This is a genomic window from Corynebacterium sp. KPL4035 (assembly GCF_037908325.1).
Taxonomy (GTDB): domain Bacteria; phylum Actinomycetota; class Actinomycetes; order Mycobacteriales; family Mycobacteriaceae; genus Corynebacterium; species Corynebacterium kefirresidentii.
Genome location: NZ_JBBMGF010000007.1, coordinates 1 through 19839, shown reverse-complemented (window position 1 = coordinate 19839; position 19839 = coordinate 1). Strand labels below are relative to the sequence as shown.

Sequence of the window (19839 nt, the reverse complement as noted above, 5' to 3'; positions counted from 1 at the left end):
ACCCGATGCCGCGAACACGCTTCGTAGGATAAAGGTAAAGGTAACCAAGCATTCATGCTTGGCACTGTGAGAACTCCCGGCTGTCTATGGCAGACCGGGTTTGCTTCGTTTGTGGTCCCGGTAGGTGAACTACTTACTCATACACCCCCTAATCGAGGAGAACCACAATCAGCGCTGAAGCTCGCATCAATGAGCGTATCCGAGTACCCGAGGTCCGTTTGGTAGGCCCCGGTGGTGAACAGGTGGGCATCGTCCGTACCGATGATGCTCGCAAGCTTGCATACGAGGCTGACCTTGACCTAGTCGAGGTAGCTCCGAAGGCAAAGCCCCCAGTGGCCAAGATCATGGACTACGGCAAGTTCAAGTACGAGCAGGCTCAGAAGGCTCGCGAGGCCCGTAAGAACCAGCAGCAAACCGTGGTGAAGGAACAGAAGTTCCGTCCAAAGATCGATGATCACGATTATGAGACCAAAAAGGGTAACGTAGTCCGCTTCCTCGAGAAGGGATCCAAGGTCAAGGTGACCATCATGTTCCGCGGTCGTGAGCAATCGCGCCCGGAGCTCGGTTTCCGCCTCTTGGAGCGTTTGGCTGATGACGTTGCCGAAGTTGGCGTCGTTGAGTCGCGCCCCAAGCAGGATGGTCGCAATATGACCATGGTCTTGGGTCCGGTTCGCAAGGGCAAGAAGTAGACCAGATTCCACGTAGGATTTAAGGACTTAATACTCATGAAGCAGAAGACCCACAAGGGCACCGCAAAGCGTATCAAGGTGACCGGTTCCGGCAAGCTGCGCCGTGAGCAGGCTGGCCGCCGCCACCTGCTGGAAGGCAAGCCGTCCAAGCGTACCCGCCGCCTGAAGGGCACCGAGGCAGTCGCAAAGCCTGACACCAAGCGCGTAAAGCGTCTGCTCGGCCGCGCTTAGTAGCGCCGAATCAACCCACATCCGCCATCACAATCTGAATTAAGGAAGTATCACTGTGGCACGAGTAAAGCGCTCAGTTAACGCCAAGAAGAAGCGTCGCGCGATTCTGAAGTCCGCTAAGGGCTACCGCGGCCAGCGTTCCCGCCTGTACCGTAAGGCGAAGGAGCAGTGGCTGCACTCCATGACTTACGCTTACCGCGATCGTCGCGCCCGTAAGTCTGAGTTCCGTAAGCTGTGGATCCAGCGCATCAACGCTGCTGCCCGCATGAACGACATCACCTACAACCGCCTCATCCACGGCCTGCGCCTGGCTGAGATCGAGGTTGACCGCAAGATCCTCGCTGAGCTTGCTGTTAATGACTTCGAGGCATTCTCCGCACTGTGCGAGGCTGCCAAGGCTGCTCTGCCTGAGGACGTTAACGCTCCTAAGGCTGCCTAATCATTAAAGCTTTTGTGCCCGCATTCTCCGGCCTTGTTAACCGGGGTATGCGGGCATTTTGGTTTTCGTTACCTTTGTTTAACTAGGGTGCTCGGCCTCACATGCTAGATTTATCCCAGACCCCGTGAAAGCCGAGACCCAGGAGAACATTTCCTATGACGAATCCAAACGGAGACTACCAACCTGATAATGGCGAGTACTCTGGCCCGTCCGATTACAATAACCATGGTCAGCAGTACAACCCTTATAACCAGCAAGCTAACTACCAGCCGCAGTATGGCCAAGGCTATGCACCGCAACCGAACATGGGTGCTTACCCGGTGCAGCAACAGTATGTGGCTCCGGGCCAGCAGAAGTCGTGGATCGCCACCTTGCTATTGTGCTTTTTCCTAGGCTCTTTCGGCGGACACAACTTCTACACTGGCCGTACGACTTTCGGCGTGTCACAGTTGGTGCTCAATATCTTGGGCTGGGCTACCTTCTGGTTCTTGCTCGGATTCGCCTTCTGGGCCATCCTCGGTCTTTGGGTGTTTATTGAGTTCATCATGATCATCGCCGGTGCCGGTGATTACGACAAGGACGCCCGCGGCGTCCCGCTCGCTAAGTAGAACTCGCCTATACGATCCTGTTGCCGTGCGGCAGCAGGATTTTTCGTTCCTATAAGGGACTCAGGGGTGAGTCTGAGAAGAAGGAATTGGCAGGTAGGGTAGTAGCCATGAATTTGGATTTTGACTCTGCCTTTACTGAACGCACTCCGCGCATTGTTAACGCAGCTAAGCTGCACCGTGCGGCTAACCGGAAGAAGGCGAAGCAATTCCTCATTGAGGGAGAGAATGCGGTAGACGCGGCGGTATCTACCGGCGCTGCAGTCGACGTTTTTGTTACTGAGAAGGCGGCAGAGCGTTTTGGCGACATCATCACTGCGTGCGGCTACATGGGAGTGTACGTCCATCCCATCACCGATAAGGCGGCTAAGCACCTTTCCGATACAGCCACGACTACGGGACTCTTTGCGCTTTGCAAGCCGGTGCTCTGGTCCGCGGGCAAAATCCTGAACGGCAAACCAAGCCTCGTTTCCGTTCCCGTGCTGACTGCTGAGCCGGGCAATGCCGGCACCTTGATTAGAACCTCGGATGCAATGGGCGCCGATGGTGTCATCTTCGCAGGTGAAACCGTTGATCCCCTTAGCTGCAAGGTAGCGCGCGCTTCGGCCGGCTCGCTGTTTCACGTACCTGTAGCGCGGGACCCCAATATTAAAGACGTGCTGGGTCAGCTGCGTAAGTCGGGCATGCAGATTGTGGCAACTGCTGCCGACGGTGAAGTGGACCTAGCGGAGGCAGACCTGTCCCAGCCAACAGCGTGGCTATTTGGCAATGAGGCACACGGGCTCGGCGAGCTGCTGGAGGAAGCAGACATGCGGGTGCGGATTCCACTGCGTGGACGCGCAGAATCTCTTAACCTCGCAACTGCCGCAAGCATTTGTCTTTATGAGTCGGCTAAGGCGCAAGCGGATAACTAGTGTGACCCGAATGAAAAGGGGGTCCCTGGCGCGGTCGCGCTAGCCGCAACAGAGTAAGATTGCACGCGTTAGTTTTCGCGCGAGAAGAAGGTACGAAATACGTGTCCGATACACCGCAGATCGAATTGACCGAAGAGGCTCTTGGGGCCGCGGCCGATAAGGCTATCGCAGCCTTCGACGCGGCCGAAACACTAGATGAGTTGGCTGCTGCCCGCCGTGAGCACCTAGGAGACGGCGGCTATATTCCGCAGGCTCGCCAATCGCTGGGGCAGCTGCCCAAGGACCAGCGCAAAAGCGCCGGCAAGGCCGTCAACATGGCCCGCGGCAAAATGGAAAAGCGCTTTGCTCAGGTCAAGGATGTCTTGGAACAACAAGCTCGCGAGGAGCAGTTGCGAGCCGAGACCGTAGATGTCACGATTCCTACCACCCGCACCCAGACCGGTGCCCTTCACCCGATTACCGCGTTGTCTGAGCGCATCGCTGATATTTTCGTCGGCATGGGATGGGAAATTGCGGACGGCCCAGAAATCGAGGCAGAGTACTTTAACTTCGATGCTCTGAACTTCAAGCCGGACCACCCAGCACGTACCTTGCAGGATACGTTCCACGTCTCGGGCGAGGGTTCTAGGCAGGTGCTGCGTACCCATACCTCCCCGGTACAGGTGCGCACCATGTTGGAGCGCGACGTGCCGCTTTATATTGCCTGCCCGGGGCGCGTATTCCGCACAGATGAGCTGGATGCCACCCATACCCCGGTTTTCCACCAGGTAGAAGGATTGGCCGTTGATAAAGGCCTGACCATGGCTCACCTGCGCGGCACACTAGAGCACTTGGCCAAAGTACTCTTTGGGCCGGAAACTACTACGCGTATGCGCGTGAACTACTTCCCATTTACTGAGCCCTCGGCCGAGGTCGATGTGTGGTTCCCCAATAAAAAGGGCGGCGCTGGCTGGATCGAGTGGGGCGGCTGCGGCATGGTCAACCCCAATGTTCTTCGCGCCGTAGGCGTAGATCCAGAGGAATACACGGGCTTTGCCTTTGGCATGGGCCTTGAACGCACACTGCAGTTCCGCAATGGATTGACCGATATGCGCGATATGGTCGAAGGCGATGTTCGCTTTACTCTACCGTTCGGCGTACAGGCCTAAACCCAGAAAGGATAGACACACTAATGCTTATTTCCCAAGACTGGGTTACCCGCATCCTCGGTGCTAAGAACCCCGGTTGGAGCGTTTCCGCTGCCGATATGGATTCCGGATTCGTGCGCGTAGGTTTTGAGACCGAGGGATACGCCGCTGTTCCAGAGAGCACGGGGCCGCTGGTTATTGGCCAGGTCGTAGAGATTGAAGAGCTCACTCAGTTTAAAAAGCCCATTCGCTACTGCCAGGTGAATGTAGGCCAGGCTAATGGCACAGGCGAACTGCAAGGCATCATTTGTGGCGCTCGCAATTTTCGCCTGAATGACTATGTTGTCGTTGCGCTTCCCGGCTCGGAGCTTCCTGGTGGCTTCAAGATCGCGGCACGCGAGACCTACGATCACATCTCTAATGGCATGATGTGCTCCGGCGCTGAACTCGGCTTGGGCGCGCAAGCCAACGGCATCATCGTCTTAGGCGATGAAGTCGCCGATAAAGTGGGTGAGGATGCGCGCCCGATTATCGGCTTGCACGATACCGACTTTGACGTCAACATCACCCCAGATCGTGGTTATGCACTTTCCGCACGCGGTTTGAGCCGCGCGATTGCCTCCGCTTTTGATCTGGAGTTTGCCGATATTGCCCAGGATCCTTCCGTGGCTGGCATAGATACCTCCGCTGTGCCGGAGGCGCAGGGCTCGCTTATCGACGTCACTGTGGCCCCCGAAACCAAGGCACAGCGCTTTGGCCTCCGCAAGGTCAGCGGCATTGACCCGCAGGCACGCACCCCGTTTTGGCTGGAACGCGAGCTAATGCTCTGCGGCCAACGCAGCGTGAATCTGCCTACGGACATTACTAATTATGTGATGTTGCTTTTGGGCGCACCAATGCATGCCTTTGACGCCAACGTGATTCAGGGGAACCTTGTTGTCCGTAACGCAGCGGAGGAGGAGAAGTTTGAGACTCTGGATCATGTAAAGCGAGAACTTTCTGCAGAAGACGTGGTCATCTGTGATGACAATGGCATCCAGTCCTTGGCCGGCGTGATGGGCGGGACTACCTCTGAAATCTCGGCGGAGACCACAGACGTTGTCTTCGAATCTGCTATTTGGGATCCGATTACCGTCGCGCGTACCTCTCGCCGCCATAAGTTGTCTTCCGAATCCTCTCGCCGGTTTGAGCGCGGCGTAGATCCGGCGATCGTAGAGGTCGCCCTAGACACCGCATGTGCGCTGCTCCAGCAGCTAGCAGGCGGCACCATTGAAAAGGGTCGTACGCTTATCGGGGACGTCGCCAAGCGCGAGCCCATTGCTCTGCGCACCGCGAAAGCCAGTGAATATGCCGGCGTTGACTACTCCCGTGATACCGTTATTTCCCGTCTTGAAGAAGTCGGCTGCACCGTCGGGGATGAAGGTGAGCAACTGCAGGTAACACCAGCAACCTGGCGCACCGATATTGCAATGGATGTTGACCTCGTCGAGGAGATTCTGCGCCTTGAGGGCTTGGAGGATATTCCTGCCGTGCTGCCTACCCCGGCCGGCGGCCGCGGGCTAACCCCTGCGCAGAAGCGTCGTCGGGCTATCGGACATGGTCTTGCCTATGCCGGCTATGCCGAGGTATTGCCTGCACCGTTCGTGGCTAATAATACGTTTGATGTGTGGGGCCTCGACAAGGATGATGCTCGCCGCCGCACCGTAGAAGTGCAAAATCCGCTTGAGGCGGATAAGGCCATCTTGTCTACGACGCTGTTGCCGAACATGTTGGAGGCCATCGCCCGCAATGTGGCTCGTGGCCGCAGCGATCTCGCCCTGTATGGGCTGCAGCAGGTGGCGTTCAAGCGCGCTGCGGCATCCCCTATGCCTTCCGTAGAACAGCGACCTTCTGCAGAGGTGGTTTCTCAGCTCCTTGATACCCTGCCTGAGCAGCCGCTTCACGTTGCTACGGTGGCTACGGGCAATATTGAGCATGAAGGACCGTGGGGCGAGGGCCGTGCATATAGCTACGCCGATGCTATCGAATCCGCCCGTCAGGTCGCCCGCGCCGCTGGTGTGGATATTGAGCTGGAGGCAGCACAGGTTCTGCCGTGGCATCCTGGCCGCTGTGCAGCCGTGAAGGTGGCTGGCACCGACGTAGTACTGGGCCATGCTGGTGAGCTGCACCCGCAGGTCTTGGAGGCCCTGAACCTACCTGCGCGCACGTGCGCTATGGAGCTGGACATTAGCGCCATGCCGTTGGAAGAAAAGTTCCCCGCACCGGTGTTGTCCTCGTTCCCCGCATTGCACCAAGACATTGCCTTGGTAGTGGATGAAGACGTACCCGCCGAGCGTGTGCGCGCCATCGTGGAAGAGGGAGCAGGAGAGCTCATCGAGTCCGTCGAACTCTTCGATATTTTCCGTGGTGAGCAGCTAGGAGATGGCAAGAAGTCCTTGGCCTTCCAGCTTCTATTCCGCGCCGCGGACCGCACGTTGACGGATGACGAAGTCAACGAGCACCGCATGGCGGCGGCGGAATTGGCTAAGCAGCGCCTGGGCGCAGAAATGCGCGCGTAGTTAAACCCTGCTCAGGGGGCGGTGAGATTTAACTCACTGCCCCCTTTTTTCATACATTATTTTCATTACTCGACGTTCATTTACCTGCGGAATCGGACAATCTGACTGAATAACATACGGTTGGGTGTATTTATTGCTATAGTCCCTTCTATGACGATTTCAGTAGCAATAGCAGGTGCGACCGGGTACGCGGGAAGCGAAATCCTTCGCCTGCTGCTGTCGCACCCGGCGTATCTTGGCGGCGAACTACGCATTGGGGCGCTAACTGCCTATTCCACCGCAGGGAAGAAGGTCGCTGAGCTTATGCCGCACCTCCCGCAGCTGGCAGACCGTGCCATTGTGGGCACGACCGCTGAAAATCTTCGCGGGCACGACATTGTATTTTTGGGCCTTCCACACGGTCATTCTGCGGCGATTGCTCAGCACGTGGGGCCGCAGACCACAGTGATCGATTGTGCGGCCGATTTTCGCCTTCGCAATAAGAAGGACTGGGACGCCTTTTATGGCGGAGTGTACGCCGGGCATTGGCCTTATGGAATCCCCGAGATTCCAGGCAATAGGGAAGTGCTGCGCGATGCCAACCGGGTAGCTGTGCCGGGGTGTTTTCCCACGGCGGTAACCCTCGCAGGTTTGCCGACAGTTGCCCACGAACTCATTGAGCCGAGCCTCTCGGTGATTGCTATTACCGGTGTTTCCGGAGCCGGGAAGAAGGCCTCCGTGGCGCAACTCGGCGCGGAAACTATGGGAAACCTGAAGGCATATAAGCCCGGCGGCACGCACCGACATACCCCGGAAATCGTGCAAAATCTGCAGCCGTTTGCGCAGGAAAAGCTTGACGTCAGCTTCACTCCGGTTCTAGCTCCCTTAACCCGAGGCATCTTGGCGACCATAACGGCGGGGATGAAAGAGGGCGTCGGCAAGCGGGAAGTAGAGACTGCATTCGGTGAGTTTTATGCCCAAGAGCCCTTCTGTCACGTGCTTCCCGCCGGTCAGCAGCCCGAGACCCAAAACGTTGTAGGTACCAATATGGTTCACCTCCAAGCCCATGTGGATGAACGCGCCCGACGCCTCGTGGTTACCGCAGCACTGGACAACCTGTGCAAAGGAACAGCCGGCGCCGCCGTGCAATGTATGAACCTAATACTCGGCTGGGATGAAACTTTGGGCTTGCCGCAAGCGGCCGTAGCCCCATAAAAACTAGGAGAAGATTATGAATGCAGCAGGAATTACTGGCCCGGCCGGCTTTAGCGCCGGCGCTACCACAGCGGGGATTAAACCCTCAGGCAAACCCGATATGGCATTAGTTGTCAATAATGGACCACGCTTTGATGCGGCGGCGGTATTTACCCGTAATCGTGTTGTGGCCTCGCCGGTGAAACTCTCCCGCAAGGCGGTGGCCGATGGCCAGCTTGCCGCTATTGTCTTTAACTCTGGAAACGCCAATGCGTGCAATGGCCCGCGGGGTGATGCGGATGCCTCCGCGCTGGTAGCCGAGGTTGCCCACTCCTTGTCCCTTCCAGAAGGAAATATTGCCGCCTGTTCGACCGGGCTTATAGGCGAGCCTTTGCCTATGGAAAAAGCGTTGGCTGGTGCAGGCGCTGTGGCGAAGGCCCTAGGCGGCAGCGCGGACCATGCTCACGCAGCGGCCGAGGCTATTTTGACCACCGATACCGTAACTAAGGAAGCCGCCTATGTTGGGGCCGGCTGGTCCGTTGGGGCCATGGGCAAGGGGGTGGGCATGATGGCCCCCTCGCTGGCGACGATGTTGGTGTGCCTTACTACCGACGCCGCCGCAAGCGCCGCTGCCCTCCAGAGTGCCCTGGACAAGGCCGTGTCGCAGACCTTCAACACCCTCGACGTGGATGGATCAACTTCTACTAATGACACGGTGATCCTCATGGCCTCTGGGGCCTCGGGTGTTTCGCCCAGCCAAGAAGAATTTGAAACGGCGGTGCTGGCGGTTTGCTCAGACATTGCGGAGCAATTGCAAGCAGATGCAGAAGGTGTAACCAAGCGCGTCAAGATCACTGTGGAAGGCACTGCCACCGACTATCAGGCCCTCAACGCCGCGCGCACCTTGGGCCGCGACAACCTGTTCAAGTGCGCCATGTTCGGCTCTGATCCGAACTGGGGGCGCGTCCTTGCGGCGGTGGGGATGGCAGATGCAGAAATGGACCCGGAAAATATCTCGGTCTATTTCAATGGCCAGCCGGTGTGTCGTGCCTCGACGGGTGTACCCGGCGCGCGCGAGGTGGACCTTAGCGGGACTGATATCGATGTCTACGTGGACCTTGGAACGGGAGGTACTGGGTCTGCGTTCGTGCGGACCACGGATCTCTCTCACGCCTACGTGGAAATCAATTCGGCGTATAGCTCCTAGGGAGGAGATGAAAATGTTTAGTGGGCTTAGTGATCAAGAGCGCGCCACCGTCCTAGCGGATGCCCTCCCGTGGCTCCAACATTATCGGGACACCATCGTAGTGGTGAAATACGGCGGCAATGCCATGGTGGACGAAGAACTTAAAGCTGCCTTTGCTGCGGACATGGTCTTTTTGCGCACCGTGGGCGTTAAGCCGGTGGTGGTGCATGGTGGTGGGCCACAGATCAACTCCATGCTCCACAAGCTTGGTATAGAAGGGGAGTTTCGAGGCGGCTTTCGCGTGACCTCTCCGGAGATCGTGGAAGTAGTTCGCATGGTGCTTTTTGGGCAGGTAGGTCGCGGATTAGTCAACCTCATCAATTCGCACGGCCCATATGCGGTGGGGACCTCTGGCGAAGACGCGGGACTATTTCGGGCCACCAAAAGGTTGGTGGAAGTCGATGGAAAACCTACCGATATTGGGATGGTCGGAGACATCGTAGAGGTCAATCCAACGGCCGTGATGGACATTATCGACGCTGGGCGCATCCCAGTGGTCTCGACCATCGCACCGGGGGAGGAAGGCGCAATTTATAACATCAATGCCGATAGCGCGGCTGGGGCTTTGGCTAGCGCAATCGGGGCAGAGCGTTTGGTCATTCTCACCAATGTGGAAGGACTATACACAGACTGGCCGAACCGCGATTCCCTCGTGTCCAAGATCGAGCGTGGTCAACTTTCCAGACTTCTTCCCCGACTGGACTCTGGGATGATTCCCAAGATGGAATCTTGCCTCAAGGCAGTAGAAGGCGGGGTATCGGCCGCGCACGTTATCGACGGCCGGATTGGCCACTCAGTGCTCTTAGAGCTTTTAACTCCGGGTGGCGTCGGAACCATGGTGTTGCCAGATGATTATAAGCAACACGACTACCCCGAAGGGACCATCTTCAGGAAGGATGATGCAGCATGAATAAGCCACAGAGCTTGACACAGCGGTGGTCGGAGACGGTCGTTGATACCTATGGCATACCGTCTATAGGTCTCGTCTCCGGCCAAGGGGCAACGCTTAACGATGAGCAAGGTAAGTCTTATATTGATCTACTAGCAGGCATTGCGGTTAATTCCTTGGGATACGGCAATGAGCACGTAGCACAAGCGGTATCCCACCAGGCGCGCACTTTGGCGCATACCTCGAACCTCTTCGCCACTCAGCCAGTGTTGGATGCGGGAGCGAAGCTGATTGAGCGCGTGGGAGACGATAGCGCCCGAGTGTTCTTCTGTAACTCCGGCGCCGAATCCAATGAGGCTGCATTTAAGCTTGCTCGCTTGACCGGGCGCCGGCGAATCCTCGCTGCCGAGCACGGCTTTCATGGACGAACCATGGGGGCACTGGCCTTGACCGGTCAGCCCGATAAACAGCGCTCTTTCCGCCCGTTGCCGGGAGGAGTGGAGTTCTATCCGTTCGGGGATGTGGAGTATCTGCGTCAGGTGGTGGAGCAAGACCCCCAGGACACTGCGGCCATAATCCTGGAACCTATTCAGGGAGAAACTGGCGTCATTCCGGCCCCTGCGGGGTTCATGAAAAAGGTCAGCGAGCTGTGCGATGAATACGGAGTCCTATTAATCGTTGACGAGGTACAAACAGGCGTAGGCCGTACCGGGACCTTCTTTGCCCACGAGGTAGAAGGAATTCAACCGGACGTTATCACTATGGCGAAAGGCTTAGGTGCCGGACTACCCATCGGCGCAACGATTACCCGAGGGCGTGCCAAGGGTCTTTTTGGGCCTGGCTCTCATGGCACTACCTTTGGCGGGAACCCCGTGGCGTGCGCCGCGGCAAATGTTGTTCTTGACACCGTAAATGCCGAATTTCTCGCAGGGGTGACCCGCAAGGGGGACTATGTGCGGCAGGAATGTGAAAAGTATTCAATTGTAGATCGCGTGCGCGGCCGAGGTCTTATGCTGGGCCTTGTATTAAGCGCACCGGTGGCTAAGCAGGCCGTGCGGGACGGGCTCGAACACGGGCTTATTCTCAACGCTCCCAACGAGAATGTTCTTCGACTAACCCCACCTTTGGTCATTTCCCAGCATGAACTCGACACAGCACTATCAACTCTCGGAACCATATTGGAGGAACTGGCATGAGCCTGCGGCACTTCCTAGCTGACGATGATCTCAGCCCACAAGAACAAGCGACGGTTTTAGATTTAGCTGAAAAGCTAAAGAAGGAGCCCTTTGCAGAGCGCCCCTTAGAAGGCCCCAAGACCGTGGCGGTTCTCTTTGATAAAACGTCTACGCGCACCCGCTTTTCCTTTGAAACCGCGGTAGCGAATATGGGCGGCAGGGGTATTACCGTCGATACTTCTACAACCCAAATGGGCAAGGGGGAATCTTTTCAAGATACGGCGGCGGTGCTTTCAAGGTACGTGGAGGCCATTGTGTGGCGTACGTTTGCGCACGACAATCTGCTCCAGATGGCCGAGACTGCTACCGTACCTTTGATTAATGCACTTTCTGATGACCTACATCCGTGCCAGATCCTGGCTGATTTGCTGACCTGTCGCGAGAATCTAGGTGATCTGCCGGGTAAAAAGGCCGTCTACCTGGGCGATGGCGATAATAATATGGCCAACTCCTACATGATCGGTTTTGCCACGGCCGGTATGGACGTCTCCATCATTGCGCCAGAGGGATTTCAGCCTCGCCAGGAATTCGTCGACCGCGCGCGTCAGCGGGGCAATATCACCATTACTGATGATGTCAATGAAGTAGAAGGCGCAGACGTCGTGATTACGGATACCTGGGTTTCTATGGGACAGGAAAATGATGGTCGTGATAGGCGCACGCCGTTCCTGCCCTATCAGGTTGATTCGACCATAATGAGTAAAGCACATAAGGATGCAATATTCTTACATTGTTTGCCGGCGTACCGTGGAAACGAGGTCACGACTGAGGTGATCGATGGTCCGCAGTCGCGAGTCTTCGATGAAGCGGAAAATCGCCTGCATGCGCAGAAGGCGCTTCTCGTCTGGTTGCTCGAAATAAATAAGGAGATCAACTAAGTAATGAACACCCCGACCACCCGCAATGCTCGGCAGGCCAAGATTCTAGAGATTTTGGACCGCAATCGCGTCACCAGCCAGGTGCAACTATCCGAGCTGCTTCTTGCAGATGGCATTGACATCACGCAGGCTACTTTGTCCCGTGACTTGGATGAGTTGGGAGCGAAGAAGGTAAAGCGTGATGGCGGCCGTTCCTATTACATGGTCGGCGGTGAGCTGGAGCAATTTGAAGATCAGGTGGGCGGGCCCCGCGAAAAGCTGCGACGCATGCTCGATGAATTGGTGGTATCCCATGATTCTTCCGGCAATATTGCGATGCTGCGCACGCCAGCTGGCGCGGCCCAGTACCTGGCTAGTTTTATTGACAGGGTAGGGCTGCACGATGTCATTGGTTGTATCGCCGGTGATGACACCATTTTTGTCTTGGCGCGCGAGGGGGTTACGGGCGCAGATCTGGCTGTGACGCTCACCACGCGGAATATTTAAACGGTGAGAGTGGAAATTTATCACACACTCGTATATTATGTACCTAAATGAATTCTTTTCAATAGATTAAGGAGATTTCCATGTCTGCACGCGTAGTCTTGGCCTACTCCGGTGGCCTTGATACTTCTGTTGCTATTCCGTATCTGGCAAAAATGACCGGCGGCGATGTTGTTGCCGTTTCCCTGGACTTGGGTCAAGGTGGCGAGGATATGGAATCGGTGCGCCAGCGTGCACTTGACTGCGGTGCCGTAGAGTCCATCGTTATCGATGCCAAGGATGAGTTCGCAGAGGAGTACTGCGTTCCCACCATTCAGGCAAACGGCATGTATATGAAGCAGTACCCGCTAGTATCGGCCATTTCCCGTCCGCTCATTACCAAGCACCTTGTTAAGGCTGCCCAGGAATTTGGCGGCACCCACGTCTCCCACGGTTGCACCGGCAAGGGCAATGACCAGGTACGCTTTGAGGTCTCTTTCCGTGCCCAGGATCCTTCTCTCGAAATTATCGCTCCTGCACGTGATTATGCTTGGACCCGCGATAAGGCCATCGCCTTTGCGGAGGAGATCAACCTGCCAATTGAGCAGTCCGCCTCCTCGCCATTTTCTATCGACCAGAATCTGTGGGGCCGCGCCGTCGAAACTGGATTCCTAGAGGATCTGTGGAATCCACCGACAAAGGACCTATACGCCTACACCGAGGACCCGGGTCTGGGCAATGCCCCGGATGAAATTATCCTCTCCTTTGAAAAGGGCATCCCCGTGGCGGTAGATGGCCAAAAGATGTCCCCGCTGCAGATCATTGAAGAGGTCAACCGCCGCGCAGGTGCACAGGGTATTGGTCGCCTAGATATGGTCGAGGACCGTTTGGTGGGCATTAAGTCCCGTGAGGTCTACGAAGCTCCGGGTGCAATGGTCCTTATCCAAGCGCACGAAGCGCTAGAGGATGTCACTGTGGAGCGCGAGTTGGCTCGCTACAAGCGCCTCACCGATGCTCGTTGGTCCGAGGAGGTCTACGACGGCCTCTGGCATTCGCCGCTGAAGTGTTCCCTGGACGCTTTCATTGCGGAATCTCAGGAAAACGTTACCGGCGATATTCGCCTAAGTATGCACGCCGGCACCGCCACGGTGACTGGGCGCCGCTCTGGCCAGTCGCTGTATTCCTTTGATCTTGCCACCTATGACACCGGCGATTCCTTCGACCAAACCGCCGCAAAGGGCTTTGTTCAGCTGCACGGCCTGTCTACCCAAATTTCCAATCAGCGCGACCGCGACGGCGGTTTCCCGACCAGCGCCCAGAAGTAGAAGCATATGGAACCACATAAGACTAATGAGGGTGCCCTGTGGGGCGGCCGCTTTTCCGGCGGACCCTCCGAGGCAATGTTTGCCCTCTCTGTATCCACCCACTTTGACTGGGTCCTCGCGCCTTATGACGTATTAGCCTCCAAGGCGCATGCGAAAGTGCTGCACAAGGCAGGCTTGCTATCCGACGCCGACCTGGAAACCATGCTCGCCGGTCTCACCGAGCTAGGGGAGAAGGTGGATTCTGGCGAATTCCGCCCGGCGCCGACAGATGAGGATGTCCACGGTGCGATGGAACGCGGGCTCATTGAGATTGTCGGGCCGGAAGTAGGCGGCCGCCTGCGTGCTGGCCGCTCGCGTAATGACCAGGTAGCGACGCTGTTTCGCATGTGGGTACGCGATGCCATTCGTGATACCGCCGCCCAGGTGAGTGACTTGGTGGATGCCTTGGCCGATCAAGCCGCATCCCATCCCGATGCCATCATGCCGGGCAAGACTCACTCGCAAGCCGCGCAACCAATTCTGCTAGCACACGAACTTTTGGGCCATGCGCAGCCGCTTCTGCGCGATATCGAGCGCCTGCAGGATTTGGACAAGCGCCTAGCCGTGTCTCCCTATGGCTCTGGCGCGCTTGCTGGTTCATCTTTGCAGCTCGACCCAGAGGCGATTGCAGAAGAGCTAGGGTTCGACTCCGCTGCTGAAAACTCCTTGGACGGCACTGCGGCTCGTGACTTCGCATCCGAGACTGCCTTCGTTTTGGCGCAGATCGCGGTGGATATGTCCCGGCTCTCGGAAGAAATCATCTATTGGTGCACACCGGAATATGGCTATGTCACGCTTGATGATGCTTGGTCGACGGGTTCGTCCATCATGCCGCAGAAGAAGAATCCGGACGTGCCGGAACTTACCCGCGGCAAGACTGGCCGCCTTATTGGCAATCTCACTGGGCTTTTGTCCACGCTGAAGGCTCAGCCGCTGGCCTATAATCGTGACCTGCAGGAAGACAAGGAGCCAATCGTTGACTCGGTGACACAGCTTAACCTGCTGCTGCCGGCGATGACCGGTCTTGTATCGACGCTGACGTTTCATGAGGACCGCATGCGCGAGTTGGCTCCGCGCGGGTTTACGCTGGCTACCGATTTGGCTGAATGGATGGTCCGCCAAGGTGTTCCTTTCCGTGAAGCGCACGAAGCCTCCGGCGCCTGCGTACGGATTGCTGAGGAACGTGGGGTGGACCTAATCGACCTCAGCGACGAGGACCTAGCGGGCGTCGACAAGCGGCTAAAGCCGGGCGTCCGCGAAGTGCTCACCATCGACGGAGCAGTGGCTTCTCGTGACACCAAGGGTGGCACGGCCGGCGCTCGAGTGGCAGAGCAACGGGAAAAGGCACGGGAACGGGTCGCTGCGGCCCGCACGTGGGCGCAGACGCCACTGCGCTAATGAGTTCTTTTCCCTGAAAACCGCATGGTCTATGGCCATGCGGTTCTTTTATGCCTAGAAGCGGGGGTAGGGAAACGGTCCCTATTTCCAACCCTCCAACTGCATTGTTGAACACAATGGGGGTGCCAGTGACGTGGGTAACAGTATGGTGCGGTACTATCCTTGCAGAGAATGTGACCTAACAGACGCATTCCTGTCAATGAAAGGACGATCTCTCCCATGACAGTAAATTCGCCGCCGCCCACAGCGGGGCCGCACGAGAACGAGAAGGCGGTCTACGCTTCGGAAGACCACGGCCTGCAAAAGGGGATGGGCAATCGCCAGCTCCAGATGATCGCCATCGGTTCTGCCATTGGTACCGGTCTTCTTTTGGGTACCGGTAGCCGCTTGCAAGAAGCCGGACCGTTCCTAGCGGTGCTGTACCTTATTTGTGGCTTCTTTGGCTATATCATCCTGCGTTCTCTTGGCGAGCTCATTGTCTATCGCCCCAGCTCCGGTTCCTTCGTCTCCTATGCCCGTGAGTTCTACGGTGAGAAGACCGCTTTTGTCACAGGCTGGTTGTACTGGGGAAACTGGGCGATGACCTTGGTGGCGGACGGCACAGCCGTAGCTATCTACATCAAGTGGTTTAGCCAGTACACGTCGTGGCTCGACGCCGTTCCGCAGTGGGCACTGGCCCTCGTTGTTATCTGCGGCATCCTTGTATTCAACATGCTCTCGGTGAAGATCTTCGGCGAGCTGGAGTACTGGTTCTCCCTCATCAAAATTGTCGCGTTGATCATCTTCATGTTGGTGGCCATCGGTGTCCTTATTCTTGGCCACCCGAGCGGCGATCCCACCGGCTTTAGCCTCATTTCTGATAACGGTGGCTGGCTGCCCAATGGCCTCATGCCTGCCGTCATCGTTGTCCAAGGTGTCGTCTTTGCCTACGCCGGCATCGAGCTTGTTGGAACCACCTCCGGTGAGACTAAAAATGTAGAAAAGCATATCCCGCGCGCAGTCAACAATGTGCTGCTCCGCATCTTGATTTTCTACTTCGGCTCCGTGCTATTGCTGACCTTGGTGTTGCCATACACTAACTATGTCGCAGATGTTTCGCCGTTCGTGACCTTCTTTGAGTCCCTGGGCGTTGGCGCGGCGGCTCCGATTTTCCAGCTTGTCGTTATCACCGCTGCGATTTCCTCGCTCAACGCTGGCCTGTATTCCACCGGCCGCATTATGTACAACATGTCCACCTCCGGCTCCGGCCCGAAGTTTGGCGCTCGCATGTCCAAGTCTGGTGTTCCCTACGGCGGCATCGTCATGGCGGCCATGGTGGGCTTGGTAGGCGTCTTCCTCAACTATGTGGTGCCGGAGATGGCGTTTGAAATCGTGCTCAACCTGGCAGCCTTGGGTACATTGGCGTCCTGGGCGGCAGTTGCGCTCTCGCACCTCAAGTTTGTGCGCCTAGCCAAGAGCGGAAGCTATACCCGACCGGGGTACCGCTCGCCGTTTGGCGAAGGCGGAGACTGGGCAGTGCTCATCTTCATTGGCCTAGTCATTATCTTGATGGCCTTTGACTATCCAATCGGCACTTTTGCACTTGCATCGACCCTGCTCCTCGTTCCGGTCTTTATGGCAATGTGGTACGCATGGCGCGACCGTATTCGTACAATCGCGGAAGAGAGGAAGGCCAAGCATCTGCCAACCTCCAGCTTCCCGGCCGCACCGCAAACAGACCTTCACCCAAAGAAATAGAAAGGAACTTTTATGAACCACGCAGTTAAGTTCGTAGACGTAGAAAATATGGCGCGCTGGATTCAGCGCGAGGGCGTTGAAAACATCATTACCGGAATGGTGGACTACCTCGAGGCTGACTACCGCGAGTGGGAGCGCTTTGACAAGATTCCGCGCGTTGCCTCCCACACCCCATTCGGTGTCATCGAGCTCATGCCGACCTCTAACGGTAAGGAGTACTCCTTCAAGTACGTCAACGGCCACCCGTCCAATCCGGCCCGTGGTTTCCAGACCGTTACCGCCTTTGGCGTGCTTGCCGACGTCGACAATGGCTACCCCACCTTCGAAGCCGAGATGACGCTGCTTACCGCACTGCGTACTGCTGCAACCTCCGCCATGGTGGCAAAGCACCTAGCGCGCAAGGACTCCAAGCGCATGGCCATGGTCGGTGCCGGATCCCAGTCTGAATTCCAGGCCTTGGGCTTCCGTGGCGTGATGGGCATCGAGGACATCACTATTTATGACATTGACCCTGAGGCGGTAGAGAAGTTCAAGCGCAATCTGGAGCCACTGGGCTTTAATATCACTGCCTGCTCTAGCGTCGACGAGGCGGTTCTTGGTGCAGACATTATTACCACCTGCACTGCAGACAAGGCACAGAACCAGATTCTGGCCGAGCGCCACGTCGCCCCAGGTGTCCACCTCAACGCTGTTGGCGGTGACTGCCCAGGTAAGACCGAGCTGGAAAGCTCCATTCTGGACAAGTCCAAGGTCTTCGTGGAGTTCCCGGAGCAGACTCGCATCGAGGGCGAAATTCAGCAGAAGCCCGAAGACTTCCCGGTTGTCGAGTTCTACCAGGTGCTCACCGGCCAGGCCACCGGCCGCGATGACGATGAGCAGATCACGCTTTTCGACGATGTCGGATTCGCTATTAACGACTTCTCCGCCCTGCGTTATCTGCGCGATTCCGTCAAGGGAACCGACTTGGAGTCTGAGATCGACATCATTGCCAACCCGGATGATCCCAAGGATCTCTTCTCCTTGGTGGCTAACGTTCCTTCCCTTCTTTAAGGCCAAGGTGGGGTAGAGGGATCCAACTTCTTCCTTTACCCGCTAAGATAAGGCGCATGAGTCTTGACCCGAAGTTGCTAGAGGTCCTTGTCTGCCCGCAAGACAAGGGCCCTTTGACATATCTGGAAGATAAACAGGTCCTCGTCAACGAGCGGCTGGGTATTGCCTATCCCATTGAGGATGACATCCCAGTCATGCTTGTAGACCACGCCCAGAAATGGCCCGCTTAACTTCGATTTCTAGAAAGACTTCCCATGAATATCATTGATGAACTGCAATGGCGCGGACTAATCAATCAGTCCACCGATCTTGAAGCGCTCCGCGAAGCATGCGAGAACCCTATCGCGCTGTACTGCGGATTCGACCCTACCGGTGACTCCCTCCATGCAGGTCACCTCGTTCCGCTTATTATGCTGCGTCGCTTCCAAGAAGCGGGGCACCACCCGATCGCGCTAGCGGGTGGAGCGACAGGATTTATTGGCGATCCGCGCGAAGTCGGCGAGCGTTCCATGCTCAGCGAAGAGGACTTGGCCCATAACCTTGAGGCTATCAAGGGGCAGCTACGTCGGTTTATTGATTTCGAGGGCGAACACGCCGCCACCATGGTCAATAATGCTGATTGGACCATGAATATGTCGGTCATTGACTTTTTGCGCGATGTGGGCAAGAACTTCTCCCTCAACACGATGTTGGACCGCGATACCGTCAAGCGACGCCTTGAAGGCGACGGTATTTCCTACACCGAGTTCTCTTATATGCTATTGCAATCCAATGACTTCGTACAGCTTCGCCGCGAGCGCGATTGCGTTTTGCAGATCGGCGGCGGCGATCAGTGGGGCAACATCGTTTCCGGCGTTGACCTCAACCGCCGCATTGACGGTGCGAAGGTGCATGGCCTTACGGTGCCGCTCGTTACCGACGCCTCTGGACAGAAGTTCGGCAAGTCCACCGGCGGCGGAAAACTGTGGCTCGATCCGGAAAAGACTTCCGCTTACTCTTGGTACCAGTACTTCCTCAACGCCGGTGACTCTGTCGTCATCGACTATTTGCGCTGGTTTACCTTCCTGACGCAGGAGGAAATCGCCGAGTATGCGCGAGCAGTCGAAGAAGAGCCCTACAAGCGAGCAGCTCAGCGCCGCCTGGCTCAAGAGATGACCGATTTGGTTCATGGTGCAGAGGCTACGAAGACAGTCGAGCTTGCCGCGCAAGCGCTCTTCGGCAAAGCAGAGCTTTCCGAGCTGGACGAGAAAACCCTCGTCGGCGCTCTCTCTGAGACCACCGTTGCGGATGTTGCAGCCGGCGAACCGCGTACCATCGTTGATCTTTTGGTCGCCAGCGGTTTGGCCGATTCCAAGGGTGCTGCTCGCCGTACCATCAAGGAAGGCGGTGCGTATGTCAACAACGAGCGCATCGAATCGGCGGAGTGGGAGCCTTCGGCAGACGATCTTCTTCATGGGAGCTGGCTGGTGCTGCGCCGCGGCAAGAAGAATTTCGCCGGTGCCAAGCTGAGCTAAACAGCGGGAAATGACGTCCTTTCCACACGGTGGAAGGGCGTCATTCTTCGTTTTTCCAGCCCATACTGGGGATTTGTGTTGTTTGGTTGTGGTGGACTACATTAATCCAAGTCGCCGGGAGGTAGCCGGGAGGTTACTTGATGGTGACATTTTGTACGGACTTGGTTTGATGATTTGACTTTGTTCTTTGAGTTGAGTAGGTTTGTACGGGCTGCCGATGAGAGGTTAACGGGAAGTTAATTTTCTTGTTGGTTGGTGGTGATGTTTGAGAACTCAATAGTGTGCCAATGTACTTTTTATTTTTTGTGTGCATGGTTGTGTGTTGATTGG

At 56.7% G+C, this 19839-nt stretch carries 20 protein-coding genes; 19 read left to right on the top strand and 1 reads right to left on the bottom strand.

Features of this window, described 5'->3' with window-relative positions:
• Positions 1 to 167 precede the first annotated feature (167 nt).
• From infC to tyrS, 19 genes are all read left to right on the top strand, one after another.
• The gene (gene infC / locus WMP96_RS07515; RefSeq protein WP_080970442.1) at positions 168 to 689 is read left to right on the top strand and encodes a translation initiation factor IF-3; all 522 of its coding nucleotides are present in this window, start codon (positions 168 to 170) and stop codon (positions 687 to 689) included.
• Positions 690 to 725: 36 nt separating this feature from the next.
• Positions 726 to 920, top strand: a complete 195-nt coding sequence (gene rpmI, locus WMP96_RS07510) for a 50S ribosomal protein L35 (RefSeq protein WP_023021641.1) — start codon at positions 726 to 728, stop codon at positions 918 to 920.
• A 55-nt stretch (positions 921 to 975) separates the two neighbouring features.
• Complete coding sequence (gene rplT / locus WMP96_RS07505) at positions 976 to 1359, top strand: 50S ribosomal protein L20 (protein ID WP_005323264.1); 384 nt, start codon at positions 976 to 978, stop codon at positions 1357 to 1359.
• Positions 1360 to 1514: 155 nt separating this feature from the next.
• Entirely contained in the window at positions 1515 to 1967 is a 453-nt protein-coding gene (locus WMP96_RS07500; protein WP_340432683.1) for a TM2 domain-containing protein, read from the top strand.
• Between the two features lie 107 nt (positions 1968 to 2074).
• On the top strand, positions 2075 to 2878 hold the full coding sequence (locus tag WMP96_RS07495; protein ID WP_301716131.1) for a TrmH family RNA methyltransferase: 804 nt from the start codon (positions 2075 to 2077) through the stop codon (positions 2876 to 2878).
• Positions 2879 to 2979: 101 nt separating this feature from the next.
• Positions 2980 to 4026: a phenylalanine--tRNA ligase subunit alpha gene (pheS, locus tag WMP96_RS07490; protein WP_023021638.1), complete on the top strand. Its 1047-nt coding sequence runs from the start codon at positions 2980 to 2982 to the stop codon at positions 4024 to 4026.
• A 23-nt stretch (positions 4027 to 4049) separates the two neighbouring features.
• Positions 4050 to 6563 (top strand): phenylalanine--tRNA ligase subunit beta, encoded by a 2514-nt coding sequence (gene pheT, locus WMP96_RS07485; RefSeq protein ID WP_340432680.1) that lies wholly within the window; start codon positions 4050 to 4052, stop codon positions 6561 to 6563.
• 150 nt (positions 6564 to 6713) lie between these two features.
• On the top strand, positions 6714 to 7757 hold the full coding sequence (argC, locus tag WMP96_RS07480) for an N-acetyl-gamma-glutamyl-phosphate reductase (RefSeq protein ID WP_301716129.1): 1044 nt from the start codon (positions 6714 to 6716) through the stop codon (positions 7755 to 7757).
• Between the two features lie 16 nt (positions 7758 to 7773).
• On the top strand, positions 7774 to 8943 hold the full coding sequence (gene argJ, locus WMP96_RS07475; RefSeq protein ID WP_023021635.1) for a bifunctional glutamate N-acetyltransferase/amino-acid acetyltransferase ArgJ: 1170 nt from the start codon (positions 7774 to 7776) through the stop codon (positions 8941 to 8943).
• A gap of 13 nt (positions 8944 to 8956) precedes the next feature.
• On the top strand, positions 8957 to 9892 hold the full coding sequence (argB, locus tag WMP96_RS07470; protein ID WP_301716191.1) for an acetylglutamate kinase: 936 nt from the start codon (positions 8957 to 8959) through the stop codon (positions 9890 to 9892).
• The gene (locus tag WMP96_RS07465) at positions 9889 to 11067 is read left to right on the top strand and encodes an acetylornithine transaminase (RefSeq protein ID WP_301716127.1); all 1179 of its coding nucleotides are present in this window, start codon (positions 9889 to 9891) and stop codon (positions 11065 to 11067) included. Before argB ends, WMP96_RS07465 begins: the two co-directional genes overlap by 4 nt.
• The gene (gene argF / locus WMP96_RS07460; protein WP_023021632.1) at positions 11064 to 11984 is read left to right on the top strand and encodes an ornithine carbamoyltransferase; all 921 of its coding nucleotides are present in this window, start codon (positions 11064 to 11066) and stop codon (positions 11982 to 11984) included. Before WMP96_RS07465 ends, argF begins: the two co-directional genes overlap by 4 nt.
• Positions 11985 to 11987: 3 nt before the next feature.
• Complete coding sequence (locus WMP96_RS07455; protein WP_023021631.1) at positions 11988 to 12470, top strand: arginine repressor; 483 nt, start codon at positions 11988 to 11990, stop codon at positions 12468 to 12470.
• Between the two features lie 80 nt (positions 12471 to 12550).
• A complete protein-coding gene (locus tag WMP96_RS07450; RefSeq protein WP_301716126.1) occupies positions 12551 to 13771 on the top strand; it encodes an argininosuccinate synthase in 1221 nt (406 codons plus the stop codon).
• A gap of 6 nt (positions 13772 to 13777) precedes the next feature.
• Positions 13778 to 15208: an argininosuccinate lyase gene (argH, locus tag WMP96_RS07445; RefSeq protein ID WP_301716125.1), complete on the top strand. Its 1431-nt coding sequence runs from the start codon at positions 13778 to 13780 to the stop codon at positions 15206 to 15208.
• A gap of 219 nt (positions 15209 to 15427) precedes the next feature.
• Positions 15428 to 16945 (top strand): amino acid permease, encoded by a 1518-nt coding sequence (locus tag WMP96_RS07440; protein WP_239205568.1) that lies wholly within the window; start codon positions 15428 to 15430, stop codon positions 16943 to 16945.
• Positions 16946 to 16957: 12 nt separating this feature from the next.
• Positions 16958 to 17995 (top strand): ornithine cyclodeaminase, encoded by a 1038-nt coding sequence (locus WMP96_RS07435; protein ID WP_005323253.1) that lies wholly within the window; start codon positions 16958 to 16960, stop codon positions 17993 to 17995.
• Positions 17996 to 18051: 56 nt separating this feature from the next.
• On the top strand, positions 18052 to 18225 hold the full coding sequence (locus WMP96_RS07430) for a Trm112 family protein (protein WP_005323252.1): 174 nt from the start codon (positions 18052 to 18054) through the stop codon (positions 18223 to 18225).
• A gap of 24 nt (positions 18226 to 18249) precedes the next feature.
• Positions 18250 to 19509: a tyrosine--tRNA ligase gene (gene tyrS, locus WMP96_RS07425; protein WP_301716124.1), complete on the top strand. Its 1260-nt coding sequence runs from the start codon at positions 18250 to 18252 to the stop codon at positions 19507 to 19509.
• 133 nt (positions 19510 to 19642) lie between these two features.
• On the opposite strand, the gene WMP96_RS07420 is transcribed toward tyrS, so the two are convergent.
• The coding region (locus tag WMP96_RS07420) for a hypothetical protein (RefSeq protein WP_340432670.1) at positions 19643 to 19839 on the bottom strand (197 nt) is incomplete at its 5' end.